The sequence below is a fragment of the Streptomyces sp. NBC_01591 genome (genome assembly GCF_035918155.1).
Classification (GTDB): Bacteria; Actinomycetota; Actinomycetes; order Streptomycetales; family Streptomycetaceae; genus Streptomyces.
In genome coordinates, this window is record NZ_CP109327.1 from 2,321,208 (window position 1) to 2,342,152 (window position 20,945).

General features: G+C 67.4%; 15 protein-coding genes and 1 tRNA gene. 10 read left to right on the forward strand and 6 right to left on the reverse strand.

Translation table 11 applies throughout. From position 1 onward, the window contains the following. The first annotated feature begins 102 nt into the window (after positions 1 to 102). The 7 genes from OG978_RS10840 to OG978_RS10870 all read left to right on the forward strand — a co-directional run bounded on the left by OG978_RS10840 (position 103) and on the right by OG978_RS10870 (position 9,275). Positions 103 to 2,388, forward strand: a complete 2,286-nt coding sequence (locus tag OG978_RS10840) for an FdhF/YdeP family oxidoreductase (protein WP_326764997.1) — start codon at positions 103 to 105, stop codon at positions 2,386 to 2,388. Positions 2,389 to 2,474: 86 nt separating this feature from the next. Then, positions 2,475 to 2,945 (forward strand): PaaI family thioesterase, encoded by a 471-nt coding sequence (locus tag OG978_RS10845; protein WP_326764998.1) that lies wholly within the window; start codon positions 2,475 to 2,477, stop codon positions 2,943 to 2,945. Between the two features lie 646 nt (positions 2,946 to 3,591). After that, on the forward strand, positions 3,592 to 4,809 hold the full coding sequence (locus tag OG978_RS10850) for a branched-chain amino acid ABC transporter substrate-binding protein (RefSeq protein ID WP_326769991.1): 1,218 nt from the start codon (positions 3,592 to 3,594) through the stop codon (positions 4,807 to 4,809). Between the two features lie 101 nt (positions 4,810 to 4,910). Continuing rightward, complete coding sequence (locus OG978_RS10855; protein ID WP_326764999.1) at positions 4,911 to 5,840, forward strand: branched-chain amino acid ABC transporter permease; 930 nt, start codon at positions 4,911 to 4,913, stop codon at positions 5,838 to 5,840. 5 nt (positions 5,841 to 5,845) lie between these two features. Further along, a complete protein-coding gene (locus OG978_RS10860) occupies positions 5,846 to 7,636 on the forward strand; it encodes a branched-chain amino acid ABC transporter permease (RefSeq protein WP_326765000.1) in 1,791 nt (596 codons plus the stop codon). Next, the gene (locus OG978_RS10865) at positions 7,633 to 8,562 is read left to right on the forward strand and encodes an ABC transporter ATP-binding protein (RefSeq protein WP_326765001.1); all 930 of its coding nucleotides are present in this window, start codon (positions 7,633 to 7,635) and stop codon (positions 8,560 to 8,562) included. Before OG978_RS10860 ends, OG978_RS10865 begins: the two co-directional genes overlap by 4 nt. Further along, positions 8,559 to 9,275, forward strand: a complete 717-nt coding sequence (locus OG978_RS10870) for an ABC transporter ATP-binding protein (RefSeq protein WP_326765002.1) — start codon at positions 8,559 to 8,561, stop codon at positions 9,273 to 9,275. The genes OG978_RS10865 and OG978_RS10870 overlap by 4 nt, the downstream gene beginning before the upstream one ends. Positions 9,276 to 9,341: 66 nt before the next feature. Here OG978_RS10870 and OG978_RS10875 read toward each other — a convergent pair whose 3' ends face one another. Then, the gene (locus OG978_RS10875; RefSeq protein WP_326765003.1) at positions 9,342 to 9,989 is read right to left on the reverse strand and encodes an ANTAR domain-containing response regulator; all 648 of its coding nucleotides are present in this window, start codon (positions 9,987 to 9,989) and stop codon (positions 9,342 to 9,344) included. A 95-nt stretch (positions 9,990 to 10,084) separates the two neighbouring features. On the opposite strand from OG978_RS10875, the gene OG978_RS10880 reads away from it, so the two are divergent. Beyond that, positions 10,085 to 10,171: transfer RNA gene (locus OG978_RS10880), tRNA-Leu, on the forward strand. Positions 10,172 to 10,252: 81 nt separating this feature from the next. Further along, complete coding sequence (locus tag OG978_RS10885) at positions 10,253 to 11,038, forward strand: helix-turn-helix domain-containing protein (protein ID WP_326765004.1); 786 nt, start codon at positions 10,253 to 10,255, stop codon at positions 11,036 to 11,038. An 8-nt stretch (positions 11,039 to 11,046) separates the two neighbouring features. Here OG978_RS10885 and pyk read toward each other — a convergent pair whose 3' ends face one another. Together pyk and OG978_RS10895 are read right to left on the reverse strand one after the other, a co-directional pair. Next, a complete protein-coding gene (gene pyk, locus OG978_RS10890; RefSeq protein WP_326765005.1) occupies positions 11,047 to 12,480 on the reverse strand; it encodes a pyruvate kinase in 1,434 nt (477 codons plus the stop codon). Between the two features lie 126 nt (positions 12,481 to 12,606). Continuing rightward, the gene (locus OG978_RS10895) at positions 12,607 to 13,305 is read right to left on the reverse strand and encodes an SIMPL domain-containing protein (RefSeq protein WP_326765006.1); all 699 of its coding nucleotides are present in this window, start codon (positions 13,303 to 13,305) and stop codon (positions 12,607 to 12,609) included. 184 nt (positions 13,306 to 13,489) lie between these two features. Here OG978_RS10895 and OG978_RS10900 point away from each other — a divergent pair, with 184 nt between their 5' ends. Continuing rightward, on the forward strand, positions 13,490 to 15,301 hold the full coding sequence (locus tag OG978_RS10900) for a bifunctional metallophosphatase/5'-nucleotidase (protein WP_326765007.1): 1,812 nt from the start codon (positions 13,490 to 13,492) through the stop codon (positions 15,299 to 15,301). A gap of 69 nt (positions 15,302 to 15,370) precedes the next feature. Here the strand turns inward: OG978_RS10900 and OG978_RS10905 are convergent, their stop codons facing one another. From OG978_RS10905 to pepN, 3 genes are all read right to left on the reverse strand, one after another. After that, positions 15,371 to 16,789, reverse strand: coding sequence for a lysine N(6)-hydroxylase/L-ornithine N(5)-oxygenase family protein (locus OG978_RS10905; protein ID WP_326765008.1), 1,419 nt, complete (start codon positions 16,787 to 16,789; stop codon positions 15,371 to 15,373). Next, positions 16,786 to 18,189 (reverse strand): pyridoxal phosphate-dependent decarboxylase family protein, encoded by a 1,404-nt coding sequence (locus OG978_RS10910; protein WP_326765009.1) that lies wholly within the window; start codon positions 18,187 to 18,189, stop codon positions 16,786 to 16,788. Before OG978_RS10910 ends, OG978_RS10905 begins: the two co-directional genes overlap by 4 nt. Before the next feature lie 249 nt (positions 18,190 to 18,438). Further along, positions 18,439 to 20,943, reverse strand: coding sequence for an aminopeptidase N (pepN, locus tag OG978_RS10915; protein ID WP_326765010.1), 2,505 nt, complete (start codon positions 20,941 to 20,943; stop codon positions 18,439 to 18,441). Positions 20,944 to 20,945: the final 2 nt, after the last annotated feature.

Below are 20,945 nucleotides of genomic sequence, written 5' to 3' on the forward strand. Positions count from 1 at the left end.
CCCTGTCGCCGCCGCGTGACAGGATCGGAAGAGGAACACGGACAGCACAGATGCGCATGGCGCACCGCGCAGGTCCGCAGTCGGCTCAAAGGGGAGCGCGAAATGGCCACCAAGCCACCCACAGGAGACCCGGTCCAGGACGCACCGCGGGTCGAGCCGGCGCAGCACGCCGCCGCCGGGCTGTCGGCCGTCGCCCACAGCCTGCTCATCGCCCAGCAGCAGATGGGCGTGCGGCGCACCGCCCAGACCCTCCTCAAGGTCAACCAGAAGAACGGCTTCGACTGCCCCGGCTGCGCCTGGCCCGAAGGCGACAAGCGGCACACGGCGGAGTTCTGCGAGAACGGCGCCAAGGCCGTCGCCGAAGAAGCGACGCTGCGCCGGGTCACCCCCGACTTCTTCGCCGCGCACCCGGTCGCCGACCTCGCCACCCGCAGCGGGTACTGGCTGGGCCAGCAGGGCCGGATCACCCAGCCGATGTACCTCCCCGAGGGCGCCGACCGGTACGAGGCGGTGACCTGGGAGCGCGCCTTCGCCGTCATCGCCGAGGAGCTGGGCGCGCTCGCCTCCCCCGACGAGGCCCTCTTCTACACCTCGGGCCGCACCAGCAACGAGGCCGCGTTCCTGCTCCAGCTGTTCGCCCGCGAATTCGGCACCAACAACCTCCCCGACTGCTCCAACATGTGCCACGAGTCCTCCGGCTCCGCGCTGACGGAGACCATCGGCATCGGCAAGGGCAGCGTCTCCCTGGAGGACCTCCACCGGGCGGACCTGATCATCGTCGCCGGACAGAACCCTGGCACGAACCATCCCCGGATGCTCTCCGCCCTGGAGAAGGCCAAGTCGGCAGGCGCGAAGATCATTTCGGTGAATCCGCTCCCCGAGGCCGGCCTGGAACGGTTCAAGAACCCGCAGACCCCGCTCGGCATGATCAAGGGCGCCGCACTCAACGACCTCTTCCTGCAGATCCGGATCGGCGGCGACCAGGCCCTCTTCCGGCTCCTCAACAAAATGATCCTGCAGACCGAGGGCGCCGTCGACGAAACCTTCGTACGGGAACACACCCACGGCTACGAGGCGTTCGCCGCCGCCGCCCGCGAGGCCGACTGGGAAGAGACCCTCGCCGCCACCGGCCTCGACCGCGAGACCATCGAAGAGGCCCTGGCCATGGTCCTCGCCTCGAAACGCACCATCGTCTGCTGGGCCATGGGCCTCACCCAGCACAAGCACTCCGTGCCGACCATCCGCGAAGTCGTCAACTTCCTGCTGCTGCGCGGCAACATCGGCCGCCCCGGCGCCGGAGTCTGCCCCGTCCGAGGCCACTCCAACGTGCAGGGCGACCGCACCATGGGCATCTTCGAGCGCCCCGCCCCCGCCTTCCTCGACGCCCTCGACAAAGAATTCGGAATCACCTCACCGCGCCACCACGGCTACGACGTCGTCCGCTCCATCCAGGCCCTGCGCGACGGCGACGCCAAGGTCTTCTTCGCCATGGGCGGCAACTTCGTCGCGGCCACCCCCGACACGGACGTCACCGAGGCCGCGATGCGCCGCGCCCGCCTCACCGTCCACGTCTCCACCAAACTCAACCGCTCGCACGCCGTGACCGGCACCCGCGCACTGATCCTGCCGACACTGGGGCGCACCGACAAGGACATCCAGGCGAGCGGCAAACAGTTCGTCACCGTCGAGGACTCCATGAGCATGGTCCACTCCTCACGCGGCAACCTCACCCCCGCAAGCCCCCACCTGCTCTCCGAGCCCGCCATCGTCGCCCGCCTCGCCCGCGCCGTCCTCGGCCCCGGATCGAACACCCCCTGGGAAGAGTTCGAGAAGGACTACGCGACGATCCGCGACCGCATCTCCCGTGTCGTCCCCGGCTTCGAGAACTTCAACGCCCGCGTCGCACACCCCGGCGGCTTCACCCTCCCGCACGCCCCGCGCGACGAACGCCGCTTCCCCACCACGACCGGCAAGGCCAACTTCACCGCCGCACCCGTCGAATACCCCCAACTCCCCGAAGGCAGACTGCTGTTGCAGACCCTGCGCTCCCACGACCAGTACAACACCACCATCTACGGCCTCGACGACCGCTACCGCGGCATCAAGGGCGGCCGCCGCGTCGTCCTGGTCAACCCCGACGACGCCCGCACCCTCGGCCTGGCCGACGGCGCGTACACCGACCTCGTCAGCGAATGGAAGGACGGCGCGGAGCGCCGCGCCCCCGGCTTCCGCGTCGTGCACTACCCGACCGCCCGGGGCTGCGCCGCCGCCTACTACCCGGAGACCAATGTGCTGGTCCCCCTCGACTCCACCGCCGACACCAGCAACACCCCGGCCAGCAAGTCCGTCGTCGTCCGCTTCGAGAACACCACAACCGGGAGGCCCTAGCCCTAAGCGTCCGCTCAGCCGTCTGATAAGAACGATGCACACAGCAATGAAGCAGTGAACCATCGCAGACGATCGGAGCCGGCCCCATGGGCGAGCACACCGCACCCAAGTTCCCCCAGGAGATCATCGACGAGTACGCCGCACTCGGCGTCGACCTGCCCGCACTCTTCTCCGCCGGCCACCTCGGCGAGCGCATGGGCGTCACCATCGTCGAAGCCTCCGCGGACCGCGTCGTGGGCACCATGCCCGTCGAGGGCAACACCCAGCCCTACGGACTGCTCCACGGCGGTGCCTCCGCCGTCCTCGCCGAAACCCTCGGCTCCGTCGGCTCCATGCTCCACGGCGGCGTCACCAAACTCGCCGTCGGCGTCGACCTGAACTGCACCCATCACCGAGGGGTACGAAGCGGCCTCGTCACCGGCGTCGCCACCCCCGTACACCGCGGCCGCTCCACCGCCACGTACGAGATCGCGATCACCGACGAACAGGACAAGCGGGTCTGCACCGCACGCCTCACCTGCATGCTCCGCGACGCCCCCCGCCCCGACGCCGCCTGACGGGCCGGAACACACCGCACAACACACCACGACACCACTGCCCGGCCGGAACACAATCCGGCCGGGCAGCGCCATACCCACCCACAACCACCCACGCACCGCCCACAATTGGCAACCGAACACGCCAACTCCCTTGACCCGGAACCCCGTTGTGTGGCCCACTCGGCACCCCACGCACACAACACCGCGTCGACCACATCACCGCCGATGTGACACTGCGTAACCAGGGCCCGATCCGCAGACGCCCCCACGCAGCCTCCCGAGCCAGGCCCCGCAGCCGCCGGGCACCTCGCCATGCCCGCGCACGCCCACCCCTCCCACCTCGCGCGACAGCAGCATGATCGACTCAAGCCCCTTAGCAGAGCTGCGCGTTCTCAGAATGCGGTCACTTCACCGTCCGGTAAAAAGCCGTACATGTCCGCACAGCCACCTCAAGCCTTCCTCAACGGCATAACAAGACAGTCACATCCTGCGGCGGACCCATCCCCGACCCCCACACCTGCGCCTAGAGTCACCGCCAGTCACCGCGCCGCCGGGCGCGTCTGCAGCACGGCCCTGTACCACCCAGTACGGCCCGGCGAACGTCACGGCACCTCAAGCAGAGGAGGCCGCGCCAGGGAAAGGACCTTTCGTGCGACACCGTTCTTTGCTCATACTCACCACCGTGCTCACGACCGGAGCACTGACCCTCACCGCCTGCGGGTCGCGCGACGACAGCAAGAAGAGCAGCGACGACGGCGGCACCCAGACCGTCGTCATCGGCGTCGACGCGCCCATCACCGGCGACCTGTCCGCCCTCGGCCTCGGCATCAAGAACTCCGCCGACCTCGCCGCCCAGACGGCCAACAAGGAAAAGACCGTCCCCGGCATCAAATTCGAGGTCAAGCCGCTCGACGACCAGGCACAGCCCTCCGTCGGCCAGCAGAACGCCCAGAAGTTCATCGACGACGAAACCGTCCTCGGCGTCGTCGGCCCCCTGAACTCCGGCGTCTCCCAGTCGATGCAGAAGCCGCTCAACGACGCCGGCCTCACCCAGGTCTCCCCCGCCAACACCGGCACCGAGCTCACCCAGGGCGAAAACTGGAAGACCGGCGACAAGAAGCGCCCCTTCAAGACCTACTTCCGCACCGCCACCACGGACCAGATCCAGGGCGCCTTCGCCGCGAAGTACCTCTACAACAACGCGAAGATCAAGCAGGTCTACCTCATCGACGACCAGAAGCCGTACGGCGCCGGTCTCGCAGCATCCTTCAAGAACACCTTCACCACCCTCGGCGGCAAGATCGTCGGCTCCGACCACGTCAACCCCGACGACCGCGACTTCAACGCCGTCGTCACCCAGGTCAAGAAGTCCGGCGCCAAGGCCGTCTACTACGGCGGCGAATACCCCGCCGGCGCACCCCTGAGCCAGCAGCTCAAGGACAGCGTCCAGATCCCCCTCATGGGCGGCGACGGCATGTACAGCGCCGACTTCATCAAGCTCAACAAGAAGGCCCAGGGCGACATCGCCACCTCCGTCGGCAAGCCCGTCGAGGAACTCGACTCCGCCAAGAAGTTCATCGCGGACTACAAGACCGCCGGATACAAGGACGCCTACGAGGCCTACGGCGGCGGCACCTACGACGCCACCTGGTCGATCATCGAAGCCGTCAAGATCGCCGTCGCCGACAACGGCGGCAAGCTCCCCAGCGGCGACGACGCCCGCGCCAAGGTCCTCGCAGCCATGGCCGAGGTCAAGTTCGACGGCGTCACCGGCCCCGTCTCCTTCGACGAATACGGCGACACCACCAACACCATGATGACCGCCTACCAGGTCGACGGCGGCAAGTGGACCTCCAAGCTCAGCGAGGCCTACAAGCCGTAACAAGCTCCCCAGGCCACGCCTGACCCACACCAGACCGCGCGGGAGCGCTACCAGCGCCCCCGCGCGGTGCCATATCCGAACCACTCCACGGAGGCCCTGCGGTGAACGAACTGCCGCAACAGCTGGCCAATGGACTCATCCTCGGCGCGATGTACGGACTCATCGCGATCGGCTACACGATGGTCTACGGAATCATCCAGCTCATCAACTTCGCCCACGGCGAGATCTTCATGATCGGAGGCTTCGGAGCTCTCACCGTGTACCTCTGGATGCCGGCCGGTGTCTCCCTCCTCGCGATCATCCCCCTCATGATCATCGGCGGCGTCATATGCTCCGTCGCCGTCAGCGCAGCCGCCGAACGCTTCGCCTACCGGCCCCTGCGCACCGCCCCACGACTGGCCCCACTCATCACCGCGATCGGACTCTCCCTCGCACTCCAGCAGGCCATCTGGAAGTGGTACCCCGACGCCAAGAAGGACCGCTCCTTCCCCCAGTTCAAGGGCGAAGCGATCGACATCTTCGGCGCCCACATCCAACGCGGTGACCTCTTCGTCCTCATCACGGCCCCCATCTGCATGCTCGCCCTCGGACTCTTCGTCTCCAAGACCCGATCCGGCCGCGGCATGCAAGCCACCAGCCAGGACCCCGACACCGCCAAGCTCATGGGCATCAACACCGACCGCATCATCGTCATGGCCTTCGCCATCGGTGCCGCGTTCGCCGCCGTCGCCGCCGTCGCCTACGGGCTCAAGAACGGCCAGATCGGCTTCAAAATGGGCTTCATCATGGGCCTCAAAGCCTTCACCGCAGCCGTACTCGGCGGCATCGGCAACATCTACGGCGCCATGCTCGGCGGCGTCGTACTCGGCATCGCCGAATCCCTCGCCACCGGCTACATGAGCAACGTCCCCGGCATGGACCTCTTCGGCGGCGGCGCCTGGAAGGACGTATGGGCCTTCGTCCTCCTCATCATCGTCCTGCTGCTCCGCCCCCAGGGCCTGCTCGGCGAACGCGTCGCGGATCGGGCGTGATACGGATGACCACCAACCACACCACCGCACCCGGCCCCGCATTCCTGCCGATCCCCGCGGCCGCGGCCCGCATCGGCACCGTCGCCGGCGCCACCGTCGCCCTCGCCGGCACCTTCCTCGCCTGGACCTGGACCGACCAATTCCCCGGCGACCTCACCGTCACCGGCTACCCCGGCGGCCTCCAGGTCCTCACCCTCATCAGCGCCGCACTCACCCTGCTCCTCGCGCTGTCCGGGTACGGCATCCGAGGCCTGCGCTGGCTCACCCCCGGCGGCACCAACAGCCCCGTCCGTCTCCTCGCCCTCGGCACCCTCGGCACCACCGGCTACACCCTCGGCGCCATCGCCTACGACCTCGGCGGCGTCGTCAACCTGGAACCCGGCGCCTGGGTCAGCGGTATCGGCGCGCTCCTCGCCGCCGTCACCGCACTCGGACTCCCCGGCGACCAACCACTCGCCGACACCGGGACCACCGCCTGGCAGCGCTTCCGCAACAGCCTCGGCGCCCCCCAGGCCCCCCGCCCCAAAGCCCTCTCCTCCTGGGCCGAAATCCTCATCATCGTCGCCGCGTTCGGCATCGGCCTCTACGTCTTCGCCTACGGCATCGACACCGACTACACCGAACTCTTCATCGGCTTCCTCATCACCGTCGGCTTCGCCTTCACCGCACTCCACCGGGCCGGACTCGTCTCCCGCCTCACCGCGCTGACCACGAAGCACCGCAACATCACCCTCGCCGCCGCCCTCGTCGCAGCCGTCTGCTTCCCCTTCACCCAGCAGAAAGAGGAATACGCGCTCATCGGCGCCAACATCCTCATCTTCGGCACCGTCGCACTCGGCCTCAACGTCGTCGTCGGCCTCGCCGGCCTGCTCGACCTCGGATACGTCGCCTTCCTCGGCGTCGGCGCCTACGCCGCCGCCCTGGTCTCCGGCTCCACCATGTCGGCCATCGGCGTCGAATTCCCCTTCTGGGCCGCCGTCCTCACCGGCGCCGGAGCATCACTCGTCTTCGGCGTACTCATCGGCGCACCCACCCTGCGACTACGCGGCGACTACCTAGCCATCGTCACCCTCGGCTTCGGTGAAATCTTCCGCCTCACCGTGAACAACCTCAACGGCAACAGCGGACCCGACCTCACCAACGGCTCCCAGGGCATCCCCAGCATCCCCGACCTCAACTTCTTCGGATTCGACTTCGGACTCAAGCACAACATCCTCGGCTTCGACCTCGGCAGGTCCGCCAACTACTACCTGCTGATGCTCGTCTTCACCGCCGTCGTCGTCCTCGTCTTCCGCCGCTCCGGAGAATCCCGCATCGGCCGCGCCTGGGTCGCCATCCGCGAAGACGAAACCGCAGCCACCGCCATGGGCATCAACGCCTTCCGGCTCAAACTGCTCGCCTTCGCCCTCGGCGCCACCCTCGCCGGACTCGCCGGAACCGTCCAGGCACACGTCAACTACACCGTGACACCCGAGCAGTACCAGTTCGCCGGCTCCGTACCCCCCAACTCCGCCTTCCTCCTCGCCGCCGTCATCCTCGGCGGCATGGGAACCCTCAGCGGACCCCTCGTCGGCGCCGCACTGCTCTACCTCATCCCGGCCAAACTGCAATTCATGCAGGACTACCAGCTCTTCCTCTTCGGCATCGCACTCATCCTCCTGATGCGCCTGCGCCCCGAAGGACTGGTCGCCGACCGCAGGAAGCAGCTCGAATTCCACGAGAACGACCAGCCCGACGTACCGGAACCTCGACAGTCCGAAGAAACCGGCGCCGGCATCGCCAAGGCGGGGGCGTGACCACCATGACCACCACGAAAACCGCCACCACCGTCCTCGACGCCAACGGCGTCACCATGCGCTTCGGCGGCCTCACCGCCGTACGCAACGTCGACCTCACCGTCAACACAGGCGAGATCGTCGGCCTCATCGGACCCAACGGCGCCGGCAAGACCACCTTCTTCAACTGCCTCACCGGCCTGTACGTCCCCACCGAGGGCAAGGTCAGCTACAAAGGCACCGTCCTGCCGCCCAAGCCCCACCTCGTCACCCAGGCAGGCATCGCCCGCACCTTCCAGAACATCCGGCTCTTCGCCAACATGACCGTCCTGGAAAACGTCCTCGTCGGACGCCACACCAGGACCAAAGAAGGCCTCTGGTCCGCCCTCCTGCGCCTCCCCGGCTTCACCAAGGCCGAGAACGCCAGCCGCGAACGCGCCATGGAACTCCTGGAGTTCATCGGCCTGGCGGACAAGGCCGAACACCTCGCGCGCAACCTCCCCTACGGAGACCAGCGCAAGCTGGAAATCGCCCGCGCCCTCGCCAGCGACCCCGGACTCCTCCTCCTCGACGAGCCCACCGCCGGCATGAACCCGCAAGAGACCCGCGTCACCGAAGAACTCATCTTCGCCATCCGTGACCAGGGCATCGCCGTCCTCGTCATCGAGCACGACATGCGGTTCATCTTCAACCTCTGCGACCGCGTCGCCGTCCTCGTCCAGGGCGAAAAGCTCGTCGAAGGGACCTCCGACGTCGTCCAGAGCGACGAACGCGTCGTCGCCGCCTACCTCGGCACCCCCTTCGAAGGCGCCCCCGGCGCCGAAGAAGCCGCCGAGGTCGAAGCCGCGGAAGCCGGAGCCGCCGGAGCCGGAGCGAGCACCGCCAAGACCGCGGCCACCACCGACACCAGCACCACCACCAGCACCGAGGAGGAGGACACCCGATGACCGCACTGCTAGAGGTCGAGGACCTCCGCGTCGCCTACGGCAAGATCGAAGCCGTCAAGGGCATCTCCTTCACCGTCGAAGCCGGCCAGGTCGTCACCCTCATCGGCACCAACGGCGCCGGCAAGACCACCACCCTGCGCACCCTCTCCGGCCTGCTCAAGCCGGTCGGCGGCCGCATCGTCTTCGACGGCAAACCACTCACCGACGTCCCCGCCCACAAGGTCGTCGCCCTGGGCCTCGCCCACTCCCCCGAGGGACGCCACATCTTCCCCCGGCTCACCATCACCGAGAACCTCCAGCTCGGCGCCTACCTCCGCAATGACAAGGCAGGCATCGAGAAGGACATCCAGCGCGCCTACGACCTCTTCCCCATCCTCGGGGAACGCCGGAAGCAGGCCGCCGGAACCCTCTCGGGCGGCGAACAGCAGATGCTCGCCATGGGCAGGGCCCTCATGTGCCAGCCCAAACTCCTGATGCTCGACGAACCCTCCATGGGCCTCTCCCCGATCATGATGCAGAAGATCATGGAGACCATCGTCGAGCTCAAGGCCCAGGGCACCACCATCCTGCTCGTCGAGCAGAACGCCCAGGCCGCGCTCTCCCTCGCGGACCAGGGCCACGTCATGGAGGTCGGCAAGATCGTCCTCTCCGGCACCGGTGCGGACCTCCTCCACGACGAGTCCGTCCGCAAGGCCTACCTCGGCGAGGACTGACACACACGAGAAAGGCCCGCGCCCCGGACATCCGGGACGCGGGCCTTCTCCGTACTCGCGTACGGCCTACTCGGCCGCCTTCTTCTTCTCCTCGGCATCCTCGATCAACGCCTCGGCAAGCTGCTGCATCGACAGCCGACGATCCATCGACGTCTTCTGGATCCACCGGAACGCGGCAGGCTCGGAGAGCCCGTAATCCGTCTGCAGAATGCTCTTCGCCCGGTCCACCAGCTTCCGCGTCTCCAGCCGCTGCGCGAGATCCGCGACCTCGGTCTCCAGCGCCTTCAGCTCCGCGAACCGCGACACCGCCATCTCGATGGCCGGCACCACGTCGCTCTTGCTGAACGGCTTCACCAGATACGCCATCGCCCCGGCGTCCCTGGCCCGCTCGACGAGATCGCGCTGCGAGAACGCAGTGAGCATCAGGACGGGCGCGATGGACTCCTCGGCGATCTTCTCCGCGGCGGAGATCCCGTCCAGGACCGGCATCTTCACATCGAGGATGACCAGGTCCGGCCGGTGCTCCCGAGCCAGCTCGACGGCCCGCTGCCCGTCCCCGGCCTCGCCGACGACCGCGTAGCCCTCTTCCTCCAGCATCTCTTTGAGGTCGAGACGGATGAGCGCCTCGTCCTCGGCGATGACGACGCGGGTCGTCAGCGGCGGAACGTGCGACTTGTCGTCGTCGGCGGGCTGGTGCGACTCGGGGGCGGTCACGGGGACTCCTCGTTCCAGGGCAGGTACTGCTGCGAAGCAGCCTACCTACCTGCCGCACACTTCTGTCACCAGGTACACTTCTGACCGGCTACCAAGCCGGGTTGGCGCAACTGGTTGACGCGGAGGTCTCAAACACCTCTGTCCGAAAGGACATGTGGGTTCGAATCCCATACCCGGCACCATTTCACAAAGCGGATGTTCACGTTCTCGTGAACATCCGCTTTTGCTGCACGCAGTAGCGCATGGTCACTCATGGTGTTCACATGAACTTTCACGGCCCCGAGTTACGACAGAAGGCACTCGCCCTCCTTCGCGGCGGTGCAAAGAACGCGGACGTGGCACGGAAGCTGAACGTTCCCGCGGGCACGATCAGCTACTGGAAGCACATGGACCGCGCCAAACGCGGTGAGTGCCCGGGAGCCCATCGTTCCTTCTGCCCCCGATGCGAAGGGGAGCTGGACCGGTCGGCGTACGCCTACCTCCTGGGCCTCTATCTCGGAGACGGGCACGTCGTCCAGAACCAAGCCATGCACACGCCCAGCCTGTCGATCGCCTGTGCAGATTCCTGGCCCGGCCTGATGGAACTGTGCGAGAGCGCCATGCGCGCCGTCTTCCCTGAGAACTCCGTATGCAGAGTCCGCAGGAAAGGGTGCCACGAAGTGAAGATGTACTCGAAGCACCTCTGGTGCCTTTTCCCCCAGCACGGACCCGGCAGGAAGCACGAGCGCCGGATCATCCTCGCAGCCTGGCAACGGGAGATCGTGGACGCACACCCCGGGGAGTTCATCCGTGGTCTGATCCACTCCGACGGATGTCGCATCACCAACTGGACTACTCGCCTCGTCCGCGGGGAGCGAAAGCGCTACGAGTACCCACGCTATTTCTTCGCCAACAAGTCCGACGACATCCGCAAGCTCCTCTCCGACACCCTCGACAAGGTCGGAGTCGAGTGGACGACCCTCGCGCGCGGCAGCGACCCGTTCAACATCTCCGTCGCCCGACGGGCGTCCGTCGCGCTGATGGACGCCCACGTCGGGCCGAAGTACTGACGACCGGCCTACTTCGGGCTGTCGTCCTCGCCGATGTGGTGCACCCGCACCAGGTTCGTCGAGCCCGGGACGCCCGGCGGGGAGCCGGCCGTGATAACCACGACGTCACCCTTCTCGCAGCGGCCGATCTTCAGCAGCTCCTCGTCGACCTGGGCGACCATCGCGTCCGTCGAGTCCACGTGCGGGCCGAGGAAGGTCTCGACGCCCCAGGTCAGGTTCAGTTGGGAGCGAGTGGCCGGGTCCGGGGTGAAGGCGAGGAGCGGGATGGGTGAGCGGTAGCGGGAGAGGCGCCTGACCGTGTCGCCGCTCTGGGTGAAGGCGACCAGGAACTTCGCGCCGAGGAAATCGCCCATCTCGGCCGCCGCGCGGGCCACCGCGCCGCCCTGGGTGCGGGGCTTGTTGCGGTCGGTCAGGGGCGGGAGGCCCTTGGTGAGGATGTCCTCCTCGGCGGCCTCGACGATGCGGGACATCGTGCGGACCGTCTCGACGGGGTACTTGCCCACGCTGGTCTCGCCGGAGAGCATCACCGCGTCCGTGCCGTCGATGACGGCGTTGGCGACGTCGGAGGCCTCGGCACGCGTGGGGCGGGAGTTGTCGATCATCGAGTCGAGCATCTGCGTGGCGACGATGACCGGCTTGGCGTTGCGCTTGGCGAGTTTGATCGCGCGCTTCTGGACGATCGGGACCTGCTCCAGCGGCATTTCGACGCCGAGGTCGCCGCGGGCGACCATGATGCCGTCGAAGGCGGCGACGATTCCGTCGATGTTCTCGACGGCCTGGGGCTTCTCCACCTTGGCGATGACGGGGAGGCGGCGGCCTTCCTCGTCCATGATGCGGTGGACGTCCTCGATGTCGCGTCCGCTGCGTACGAAGGAGAGGGCGATGATGTCGGCGCCGGTGCGCAGGGCCCAGCGGAGGTCTTCGATGTCCTTCTCGGAGAGTGCGGGAACGGAGACGGCGACGCCGGGGAGGTTGAGGCCCTTGTGGTCGGAGACCATGCCGCCTTCGATGACGGTGGTGTGGACGCGGGGGCCGTCGACTTCGGTGACTTCGAGGGTGACGCGGCCGTCGTCGACGAGGATGCGTTCGCCGGGGGTTACGTCGCCGGCGAGGCCGTCGTAGGTGGTGCCGCAGGTGTGGCGGTCGCCTTCGACGGTTTCGACGGTGATGGTGAAGGTGTCGCCGCGTTCAAGGAGTACAGGGCCTTCGTGGAAGCGTCCGAGGCGGATCTTCGGGCCTTGAAGGTCGGCGAGGATGCCGACGCTGCGTCCGTTCTCGTCGGAGGCCTTGCGTACGCGGTGGTATCGCTCTTCGTGTTCGGCGTAGGTGCCGTGGCTGAGGTTGAGGCGGGCGATGTCCATTCCCGCCCCGACCAATGCCGTGATCTGGTCGTATGTGTCGACGGCGGGGCCCAGGGTACAAACGATTTTTGCTCGGCGCATGGTTCGACCCTAAACCTTACCTACGGGTAGTTATTTGGCCTGCTGTGACTGCTCAACGACCTTTGGGTGAAGGGTTTTTGACAAGTGTTGAATTGTGCGGCGGGGTGCTCGGATGAGCATTCCTTTTCACAGTTTTGGCGGCGACATGATGAAGCGGGCGTTGACCTGGGCGTAGACGGTCTGGCGTTGTGGTTCGAGGTCGAGGGCGGGGGCGGGTTCGGGTGCTGCTCCGCCGAAGGCGGCGCGGCCGCGCATGGCGCCGGGTGCGGGGAGGGCGGCCGGGGCGGCGTTCTCCGCGCCGAGGTCGGCGAGTTCGACGAGGGCGGTGAGCTGGGCGCCGAGGGCGTCGGCGTATTCGCGGGCGCGTTGGACGGCTTCGTGGACGGCTTGGCGGCGGGCGGTTCCGTGGGCGGGTGAGTCGGGGCGCAGGCCCCACCAGGGGCCGTTGACGCGGGTCATTTCGAGGTCGGCGATTCGGGTGGTCAGTTCGCCCAGTGCGGTGAAGTCGTTGAGGACTGCGGTGATGTGGACGCGGCCGTGGTAGGCGTGGATTTGTTCGTTGCGGCCTTTCTGGGTGAGTTCGGGCGTGATGGAGAATGCGCCGGTTTCGAGTTTTTCTATGGCTTGTCCGTAGGAGCGTGCGAGTTCGAGGACTTGGTTGTTGCGGCGGGTGAGGTCTTCGAGGGCGTTGCGGCGGTCCTTGCCGCGGGTGGTGACGGTGATGCCGATGCGGGCGATCTCGGGGTCGACTTCGAGGCGGGCTTCGCCTCGGACGGCGACGCGGGGATATTCGGGGGTGCCGTAGGACGGTGGGGTGTTGGTCATGGGTCCACTGTCGCATCCGGGTCTGACAGCGGGTGATCATCAGATCGAAACCCGCAGGGGGTGTTGCCGGGTGTGGCTCCTGGGTCATTATCTACGCGCGTTGTGTGCGGTGGGTGTCCGGTTTGTTCGAGGCCCCGGCCGTGCGAGAACCGAGCTGCGTGAGAACTGAGATGTGGGAGACGAAATGCCGCTGAACCGTAGGACGTTCCTGGGCACATCGGCGGCCGCCGGTGCGGGTGTGGCGATCGCGGGGGGTTCCGCGGTGCCTGCCGCGGCTCATGGTCATGGCCATGGGCACGGTCATGGGCGTCCGCCGAAGCGGTACTCGTTCACGGTGATGGGCACCACCGATCTGCATGGGAATGTCTTCAACTGGGACTACTTCACCGACAAGGAGTTCGACGACAAGGCGCACAACGATGTCGGCTTGGCGAAGATCTCCACGTTGGTGGATCAGGTGCGCCGGGAGAAGGGTCGTCGTAACACGTTGATGATCGATGCGGGCGACACGATCCAGGGCACCCAGTTGTCGTACTACTACGCCAAGATCGATCCGATCACGGCGAAGCGTGGTCCGGTGCATCCGATGGCTCAGGCGATGAATGCGATCGGGTACGACGCGGCGGCGTTGGGCAACCATGAGTTCAACTACGGCATTCCGGTGCTGCGGAAGTTCGAGGAGCAGTGTGATTTCCCGCTGCTGGGTGCGAACGCGCTGGATGCGAAGACGTTGCGGCCGGCGTTCGCCCCGTATGTGATCAAGCGGCTGCGTACGCCGCACGGTCGGGATGTGAAAGTCGCGATTCTGGGGCTGACCAATCCGGGTATCGCGATCTGGGACAAGGCGAATGTCGGTGGGAAGATGGTGTTCCCGGGGCTGGAGGAGCAGGCGGCGAAGTTCGTGCCGCGGCTTCGTTCGATGGGTGCGGATGTGGTGATCGTTTCGGCGCACTCGGGCAGCAGTGGTACGTCGTCGTACGGTGATCAGATTCCGTACGTCGAGAATGCGGCGGGTCTGGTGGCCGAGCAGGTGCCGGGGATCGACGCGATTCTGGTCGGGCACGCGCACCAGGAGATCCCCGAGTATTTCGTGGAGAACAAGCAGACCGGCAAGAAGGTGGTGCTCTCGGAGCCGTTGAAGTGGGGGCAGCGGCTGACGCTGTTCGACTTCGATCTGGTGTGGGAGAAGGGTCGCTGGGTGGTGGAGAAGGCGGGTTCGCAGGTGCTGAACTCCAACACCGTGGCGGAGGACCCGAAGATCACGAGGCTGTTGGCGGACGAGCACAAGAAGGTTGTGGCGTACGTCAATCAGGTCATCGGTACGTCGACGGCGGCGATGACGACGGCGGAGGCGGCTTGGAAGGACGAGCCGATCATTGATCTGATCAATGTGGTCCAGGCGGAGACGGTGAAGGCGGCGCTGGCGGGTGGCGCGTATGCGGCGCTTCCGGTGCTGTCTCAGGCGTCGTGTTTCTCGCGTACGGCGCAGATTCCGGCCGGGAATGTGACGATCAAGGATGCGGCGGGTCTGTATCCGTTCGAGAACACGCTTGAGGCGCGGTTGCTGACCGGTGCGCAGCTGAAGGATTACTTGGAGTTCTCGGCGCGGTATTACGTACAGACGGCGGCGGGTGCGCCGGTGGATACGGCGAAGTTGACGAACGCGGACAATACTCCGGATTACAATTATGACGCGGTTTCGGGTCTGACGTATGAGATCGATATCGCGAAGCCGAATGGTTCGCGGATCGTGAATCTTTCGTTCGAGGGGAAGCCGATCGATCCGGCGGCGGAGTTCGTGCTGGCGGTGAATAATTACCGGGCCAGTGGTGGTGGGAACTTCCCGCATGTGGCGGGTGCCAAGCAGTTGTGGGCGAATTCGGAGGAGATCCGTAACACGATCATTTCCTGGGTGCAGGCGAAGGGTTCGGTGGACGGTGCGCAGTTCGCTTCGGTGGACTGGCGTCTGACGCGTGAGGGTGCGCCGGTGTTCTAGCCGGTTGTTCTGGTGGGCGGCCGTCTTCTCCTTCGGGAGGGGGCGGCCGCCTTCTGTGTGTGGTGGGTGTCAGTGGTTCCGGGCGAGGGGGATGAGGTCGGGGCCCTGGGTGGGGACGCGGGGGTTGTGGGGGGTGAGGCCGAAGGTGGTGAAGGCGGTGCGTTCGGGGAGGGGGTAGGGGTTGGTGCCGGTGAGGTCGTTGAGGATGGTGGCGCTGCGCCAGGCTGCGAGTCCGAGGTCGGGGGCGCCGACGCCGTGGGTGTGGCGTTCGGCGTTCTGTACGTAGACGTTGCCGGTGACGGTGGGGTCGAGGACGAGGCGGAATCGGTCGTCGATGTGGGGGCGTTCGGAGGCGTCGCGGCGCATGTAGGGGTCGAGGCCGGTGAGGATGCGGTCGAGGGAGCGTTCGCGGTAGCCGGTGGCGAGGACGACGGCGTCGGTGGTGAGGCGGGAGCGGGTGTTCTGTTGGGTGTGTTCGAGGTGGAGTTCGATGCGGGTGTTGGCGACGCGTCCTGCGGTGCGTACGGAGACGCCGGGGGTGAGGGTTGTGTCGGGCCAGCCGCCGTGGAGGGTGCGGCGGTAGAGCTCGTCGTGGATGGCGGCGATGGTGTCGGCGTCGATGCCTTTGTGGAGTTGCCATTGGTGGGGGACGAGTTCGTCGCGTACGGCTTCGGGGAGGGCGTGGAAGTAGCGGCTGTAGTCGGGGGTGAAGTGTTCGAGGCCGAGTTTTGAGTACTCCATGGGTGCGAAGGCTTGGGTGCGGGCGAGCCAGTGGAGGTTTTCGTGGCCTTGGGGGCGGGCGCGGAGGAGGTCGAGGAAGATCTCGGCGCCGGATTGTCCGGAGCCGATGACGGTGATGTGGGGGGCGTCGAGGAGTTCCTGCCGGTGGTGGAGGTAGTCGGCGGAGTGGATGACGGGGACGTTCTCGGCTTCGGTGAGGGGTTTGAAGAACTCGGGGATGTGGGGCTCGGTGCCGATGCCGAGGGCGATGTGGCGGGTGTGGGCGCGGCCGAGTGCTTCGGCTTCGCCTTCGCTGTCGAGTTGGGTGAAGTCGATTTCGAAGAGCTTGCGTTGGTTGTTCCAGCGGACGGCGTCGACCTGGTGGCTGAAGTGGAGGCCGGGGAGTTGGTCGGTGACCCAGCGGCAGTAGGCGTCGTATTCGGCGCGTTGGATGTGGAAGCGTTCGGCGAAGTAGAAGGGGAAGAGCCGGTCGCGGCTGCGTAGGTAGTTGAGGAAGGTCCAGGGGCTGGCGGGGTCGGCGAGGGTGACGAGGTCGGCGAGGAAGGGGACTTGGAGGCTGGCTCCGTCGATGAGGAGGCCGGGGTGCCAGTGGAAGGCGGGGCGCTGTTCGTAGAAGGCGGCGTTGAGGGGGTGGGGGTTGGCGGGGATGCCGTGGGCGAGGGCGGCGAGGGAGAGGTTGAAGGGGCCGATGCCGATGCCGATGAGGTCGTGTGGCTGGTCGGTGTGGGGGGTGGGGAGGTCGGTCATCGGGAGGTGTTGCCTTCCGCGAGGTCGTTGGTGAGTTGGTTGACGAGGTCGAGGAGTGTGCGGAGGTGTTGGGGGGTGGTGTGGGGGTTGAGGAGGGTGGCTTTGAGCCAGAGGCGGTTGTCGGTGTGGGCGCGGCCGAGTACGGCTTGGCCTCGGGTGAGGAGGGTGCGGCGGATGGTGGCGACGGTGTTGTCGTCGGCGTCGGTGGGGCGGAAGAGGACGGTGCTGATGGTGGGGCTGTCGTAGAGGTCGAGGGTGGGGGTTTGGGTGATGAGGTCGGCGAGGTGGTGGGCGGTGGTGAGGGTGCGGTCGATGAGGTCGGCGAGTCCGGTGCGGCCGAGTGCTTGGAGGGTGACGGCGATTTTGAGGGCGTCGGGGCGGCGGGTGGTGCGTAGTGAGCGGCCGAGGAGGTCGGGGAGGCCGGCTTCGGTGTCGTCGTCGGCGTTGAGGTAGGGGGCTTGGTGGTGGAGTGGGTCGAGGTGGTGGCGGTGGGGGACGGCGAGGATGCCTGCGGGTGCGGGTTGCCAGCCGAGTTTGTGGAGGTCGAGGGTGACGCTGTGGGCGCGGTCGAGGCCGTGGATCTTGTTTCGGTGGGTGGGGCTGAAGAGGAGGGGTCCGCCGTAGGCGGCGTCGATGTGGAGTTCGGCGCCGTGGGTGGTGCAGAGGTCGGCGATGGCGGTGAGTGGGTCGATCCGGCCGGTGTCGGTGGTGCCGGCGGTGGCGGTGACGAGGAGGGGACGGTCGTGCCGGGTGAGGGCCTCTTCGAGTGCGGTGAGGTCCATGACGCCGGTGGGGGCGGGGATGACGACGGGTTGGGGGAGTCCGAGAAGCCAGGCGGCGCGGGTGATGCTGTGGTGGGCGTTGGCTCCGCAGATGGTCTGTACGGGGCCGTTGCGTTCGCGGGCGAGGAGGAGGGCGAGCTGGTTGGATTCGGTGCCGCCGGTGGTGATGAGTGCGTCGGGGGTGGGTTGGTGGGGGTAGATCTCGGCGGCGAGGGCTGCGGTGGTGTCGGCTTCGAGGGCGGAGGCGGCGGGGGCCTGGTCCCAGGAGTCCATGGAGGGGTTGAGGGCGGAGGCGGCGAGGTCCGCTGCGGTGGCGAGGGCGAGGGGTGGGGTGTGGAGGTGGGCTGTGCAGAGGGGGTCTGCGGGGTCTGCGGCGCCTTCGGTGAGGGCGGTGACGAGGGTGCGCAGGGCGTTGTGGGGGCCGGTGCCGTGGTCGGGGATGACGGGGTGGGTGGCGGTGCGCATCCGTGGGGTGACGGCGTCGGGGCCGCCTGCGGGGAGGGGGCCGTCGCGTCGGTGGGCTCCGTCGTGGAGTGCGGTGAGGACGGTGTCGATGAGGGGGCGCAGGGCGGCGGGGCCGGTGGTGGTTCCGGCGAGGGGTGGGGGTGGGGTGGGCATGGTGGTGGGGTCCTTCGGATGCGCGTGTGGCGGGGCATGGGTGGACATGCCAGCTTGTCCGGGTTTCCGGGGGCGCGGCCGTGGAGCCGGGTGATGTGAACTCGAAAGGGGGATGGGTGGTGGGGTGTGGGGTGTTGTTGGGGGTTCCGGTGGTATGGGTGTGGCGCCGGATGTGGGTGTGCCCGGCGTCCCCCTGGGGTGGGGGCGCCGGGCACGGGTGGTGCGGGTGTGGGGTTGTCCGTCAGTGGGTCAGTGGGTGTTGCGTACGTTGAGGGCGCGGCGCAGGTCGTCGATCTGGTCGGTGAGTTTGCGGTGCAGGGCGGGGATGAGGGTCTGGTCGTCGAGGGCCTGTTCGCCGAGGTGGAGGTTCTCGGCGTCGACGGCGTACGCCGGGAAGGCGTAGCGTCCTGCGGCGTCCGCGATGGCGGGGCCCCGGCGGGCGGCGAGCGCGGTCGCTTCGGGGTAGTAGCGGGGCACGTATTCGCGTACGAGGTCGGCCTGTTCTGGTTGCCAGAAGCCCTGGGCTATGGCGGTGAAGAGGTAGTTGGAGAGGCTGTCGTCGTTGAACAGGGCGTGCCAGGCGGTGGCTTTGGCCTCGGGGGTGGGGAGGGCGGCGCGGCAGCGGGCGGCGCCTTCTTGTCCGGTGGCGCTGGGGTCCTGTTCGAGTTCGGCGGCGATGGTGGTTTCGTCGGTGGCGCCGAGGACGGCGAGGCGGGTGAGGATGCGCCAGCGCAGTTCGGGGTCGATTTCGGGTCCGCCGGGGACGGTGCCGTTGCTGAGCCAGTCGTGGATGGTGTCGGGCTGGGTGGCGGCGTCGATGAGGTGGCGTACGGCGATGAGGCGGAGGCCCGGGTTGTGGCCGTCCTCGGTGCGGCGGATGAGGTCGCGGCAGAGGGCGGTGAGGATGGCGAGGGCGGCGGGGCGCTTCTCGGGGCCCACGTAACGATCGGCGACGTGGGTGCCGGCGAAGGCGAGTACCCCTTGGGCCAGGGCCAGGTCGGTCTCGTGCGGCAGGTGGGTGCGGGCCGCTTCGAGGTAGGTGGCGGGGGCGAGTTCGCCGTCGCGGACCATGTCGCGGGCGGTGTTCCAGATGACGGCGCGGGTCAGTGCGTCGGGGATGCCGGAGAGGCCGGCGGCGACGGTTTCCCAGGATTGGGTGTCGAGGCGGATCTTGGCGTAGCTGAGGTCGCCGTCGTTGAGGACGAGGAGTGCGGGGCGGTTGCCGGGGCGTGCTTCGGGTGTGCCGTTGTGGGGGACGTCGATCTCGAACCGGTCGCGCAGGACGAGCCGGTCGGTGCCGGTGTGGGTGTCCGGGGCGTGGTCGTAGGCGCCGACGGCGATGCGGTGGGGGCGGCTGCCGTCGTGGTCGACGGTGAGTGACCAGGTGTTGTCGGTTTCCTCGACGCGGGTGGTGAGGGTGTCGACTCCGGTGGTGCGCAGCCAGGCGTCGGCCCAGGCGTGGACGTCGCGGTCGGTGGCCGATGCGAGGTTGTCGATGAAGTCGGCGAGGGTGGCGTTGCCGAATTTGTGGCGGGCGAAGTGGGTGTTGATGCCGGCCAGGAAGTCCTTCTCGCCGAGCCAGGCGACGAGTTGGCGCAGGGCGGAGGCGCCCTTGGCGTAGGAGATGCCGTCGAAGTTGAGCATGGCGGACGCGGTGTCGGGGACGGCGGCCGGGTCGGGTGCGACGGGGTGGGTGGAGGGGCGCTGGTCGGCGTCGTAGCCCCAGCCCTTGCGGGCGACGCCGAAGTCGACCCAGGTGTCGGTGAAGCGGGTGGCTTCGGCGAGGGTCTGGTAGCCCATGTATTCGGCGAAGGACTCGTTGAGCCAGATGTCGTCCCACCAGGCGAGGGTGACGAGGTCACCGAACCACATGTGGGCCATTTCGTGGGCGATGACCATGCCGCGGGTCTGGCGTTCGGTGTCGGTGACGGCGGAGCGGTAGACGAATTCGTCGCGGAAGGTGACGAGTCCGGGGTTCTCCATGGCGCCGGCGTTGAACTCGGGGACGAATGCCTGGTCGTAGGAGTCGAAGGGGTAGGGCTCGTCGAACTTCTCGTGGAAGCGGTCGAAGCAGGACCGGGTGATGTCGAGGATCTCGTCGGCGTCCGCGTCGAGGTAGGGGGCCAGGGAGCGGCGGCAGTGGATGCCGAAGGGCAGTCCGGCGTGTTCGGTGGTCACGGAGTGCCAGGGGCCGGCGGCGACGGCGACGAGGTAGGTGGAGATGAGCGGGGTGGCGGCCAGGGCCCAGTGGCCGTCACCGCGGTGTTCGGCGACGGCGTTGCCGAGGACGGTCCAGCCTTCGGGGGCGGTGACGGTGAGTTCGAAGACGGACTTGAGGTCGGGCTGGTCGAATGCGGCGAAGACGCGCTGGACGTCTTCCATGAAGAGCTGGGTGTAGACGTATGTCTCGCCGTCGGTGGGGTCGGTGAAGCGGTGCATGCCTTCGCCGGTGCGGGAGTAGCGCATGGCGGCGTCGATGCGCAGTTCGTGGTTGCCGGCGGTGAGTGCGGTGAGGGGGAAGCGGTTCTCGACGAGGTCGGCGGGGTCGAGGGGTTGTCCGTCGAGGCTGATCGAGCGCAGGGTGGCCGGCTTGAGTTCGACGAAGGTGTCTCCGGCCGCGGTTGCGGTGAACTGGATGACGGTGCGGGAGTCGAAGGTATCCTCCCCCGCGGTCAGATCGAGGTCGATCGTGTACCGGTGTACGTCGAGGAACTGGGCTCGGGTCTGCGCTTCGTCGCGCGTCAGTACGGACATGT

Excerpts from the sequence above, each read along its gene's own strand:
- OG978_RS10900 (WP_326765007.1), top strand. The coding sequence starts at position 13,490 with ATGCCGCTGAACCGTAGGACGTTCCTGGGCACATCGGCGGCCGCCGGT.
- OG978_RS10885 (WP_326765004.1), top strand. The coding sequence starts at position 10,253 with ATGAACTTTCACGGCCCCGAGTTACGACAGAAGGCACTCGCCCTCCTT.
- OG978_RS10910 (WP_326765009.1), bottom strand. The coding sequence starts at position 18,189 with ATGCCCACCCCACCCCCACCCCTCGCCGGAACCACCACCGGCCCCGCC.
- pepN (WP_326765010.1), bottom strand. The coding sequence starts at position 20,943 with ATGTCCGTACTGACGCGCGACGAAGCGCAGACCCGAGCCCAGTTCCTC.
- pyk (WP_326765005.1), bottom strand. The coding sequence starts at position 12,480 with ATGCGCCGAGCAAAAATCGTTTGTACCCTGGGCCCCGCCGTCGACACA.
- OG978_RS10905 (WP_326765008.1), bottom strand. The coding sequence starts at position 16,789 with ATGACCGACCTCCCCACCCCCCACACCGACCAGCCACACGACCTCATC.
- OG978_RS10845 (WP_326764998.1), top strand. The coding sequence starts at position 2,475 with ATGGGCGAGCACACCGCACCCAAGTTCCCCCAGGAGATCATCGACGAG.
- OG978_RS10870 (WP_326765002.1), top strand. The coding sequence starts at position 8,559 with ATGACCGCACTGCTAGAGGTCGAGGACCTCCGCGTCGCCTACGGCAAG.
- OG978_RS10860 (WP_326765000.1), top strand. The coding sequence starts at position 5,846 with ATGACCACCAACCACACCACCGCACCCGGCCCCGCATTCCTGCCGATC.
- OG978_RS10895 (WP_326765006.1), bottom strand. The coding sequence starts at position 13,305 with ATGACCAACACCCCACCGTCCTACGGCACCCCCGAATATCCCCGCGTC.
- OG978_RS10840 (WP_326764997.1), top strand. The coding sequence starts at position 103 with ATGGCCACCAAGCCACCCACAGGAGACCCGGTCCAGGACGCACCGCGG.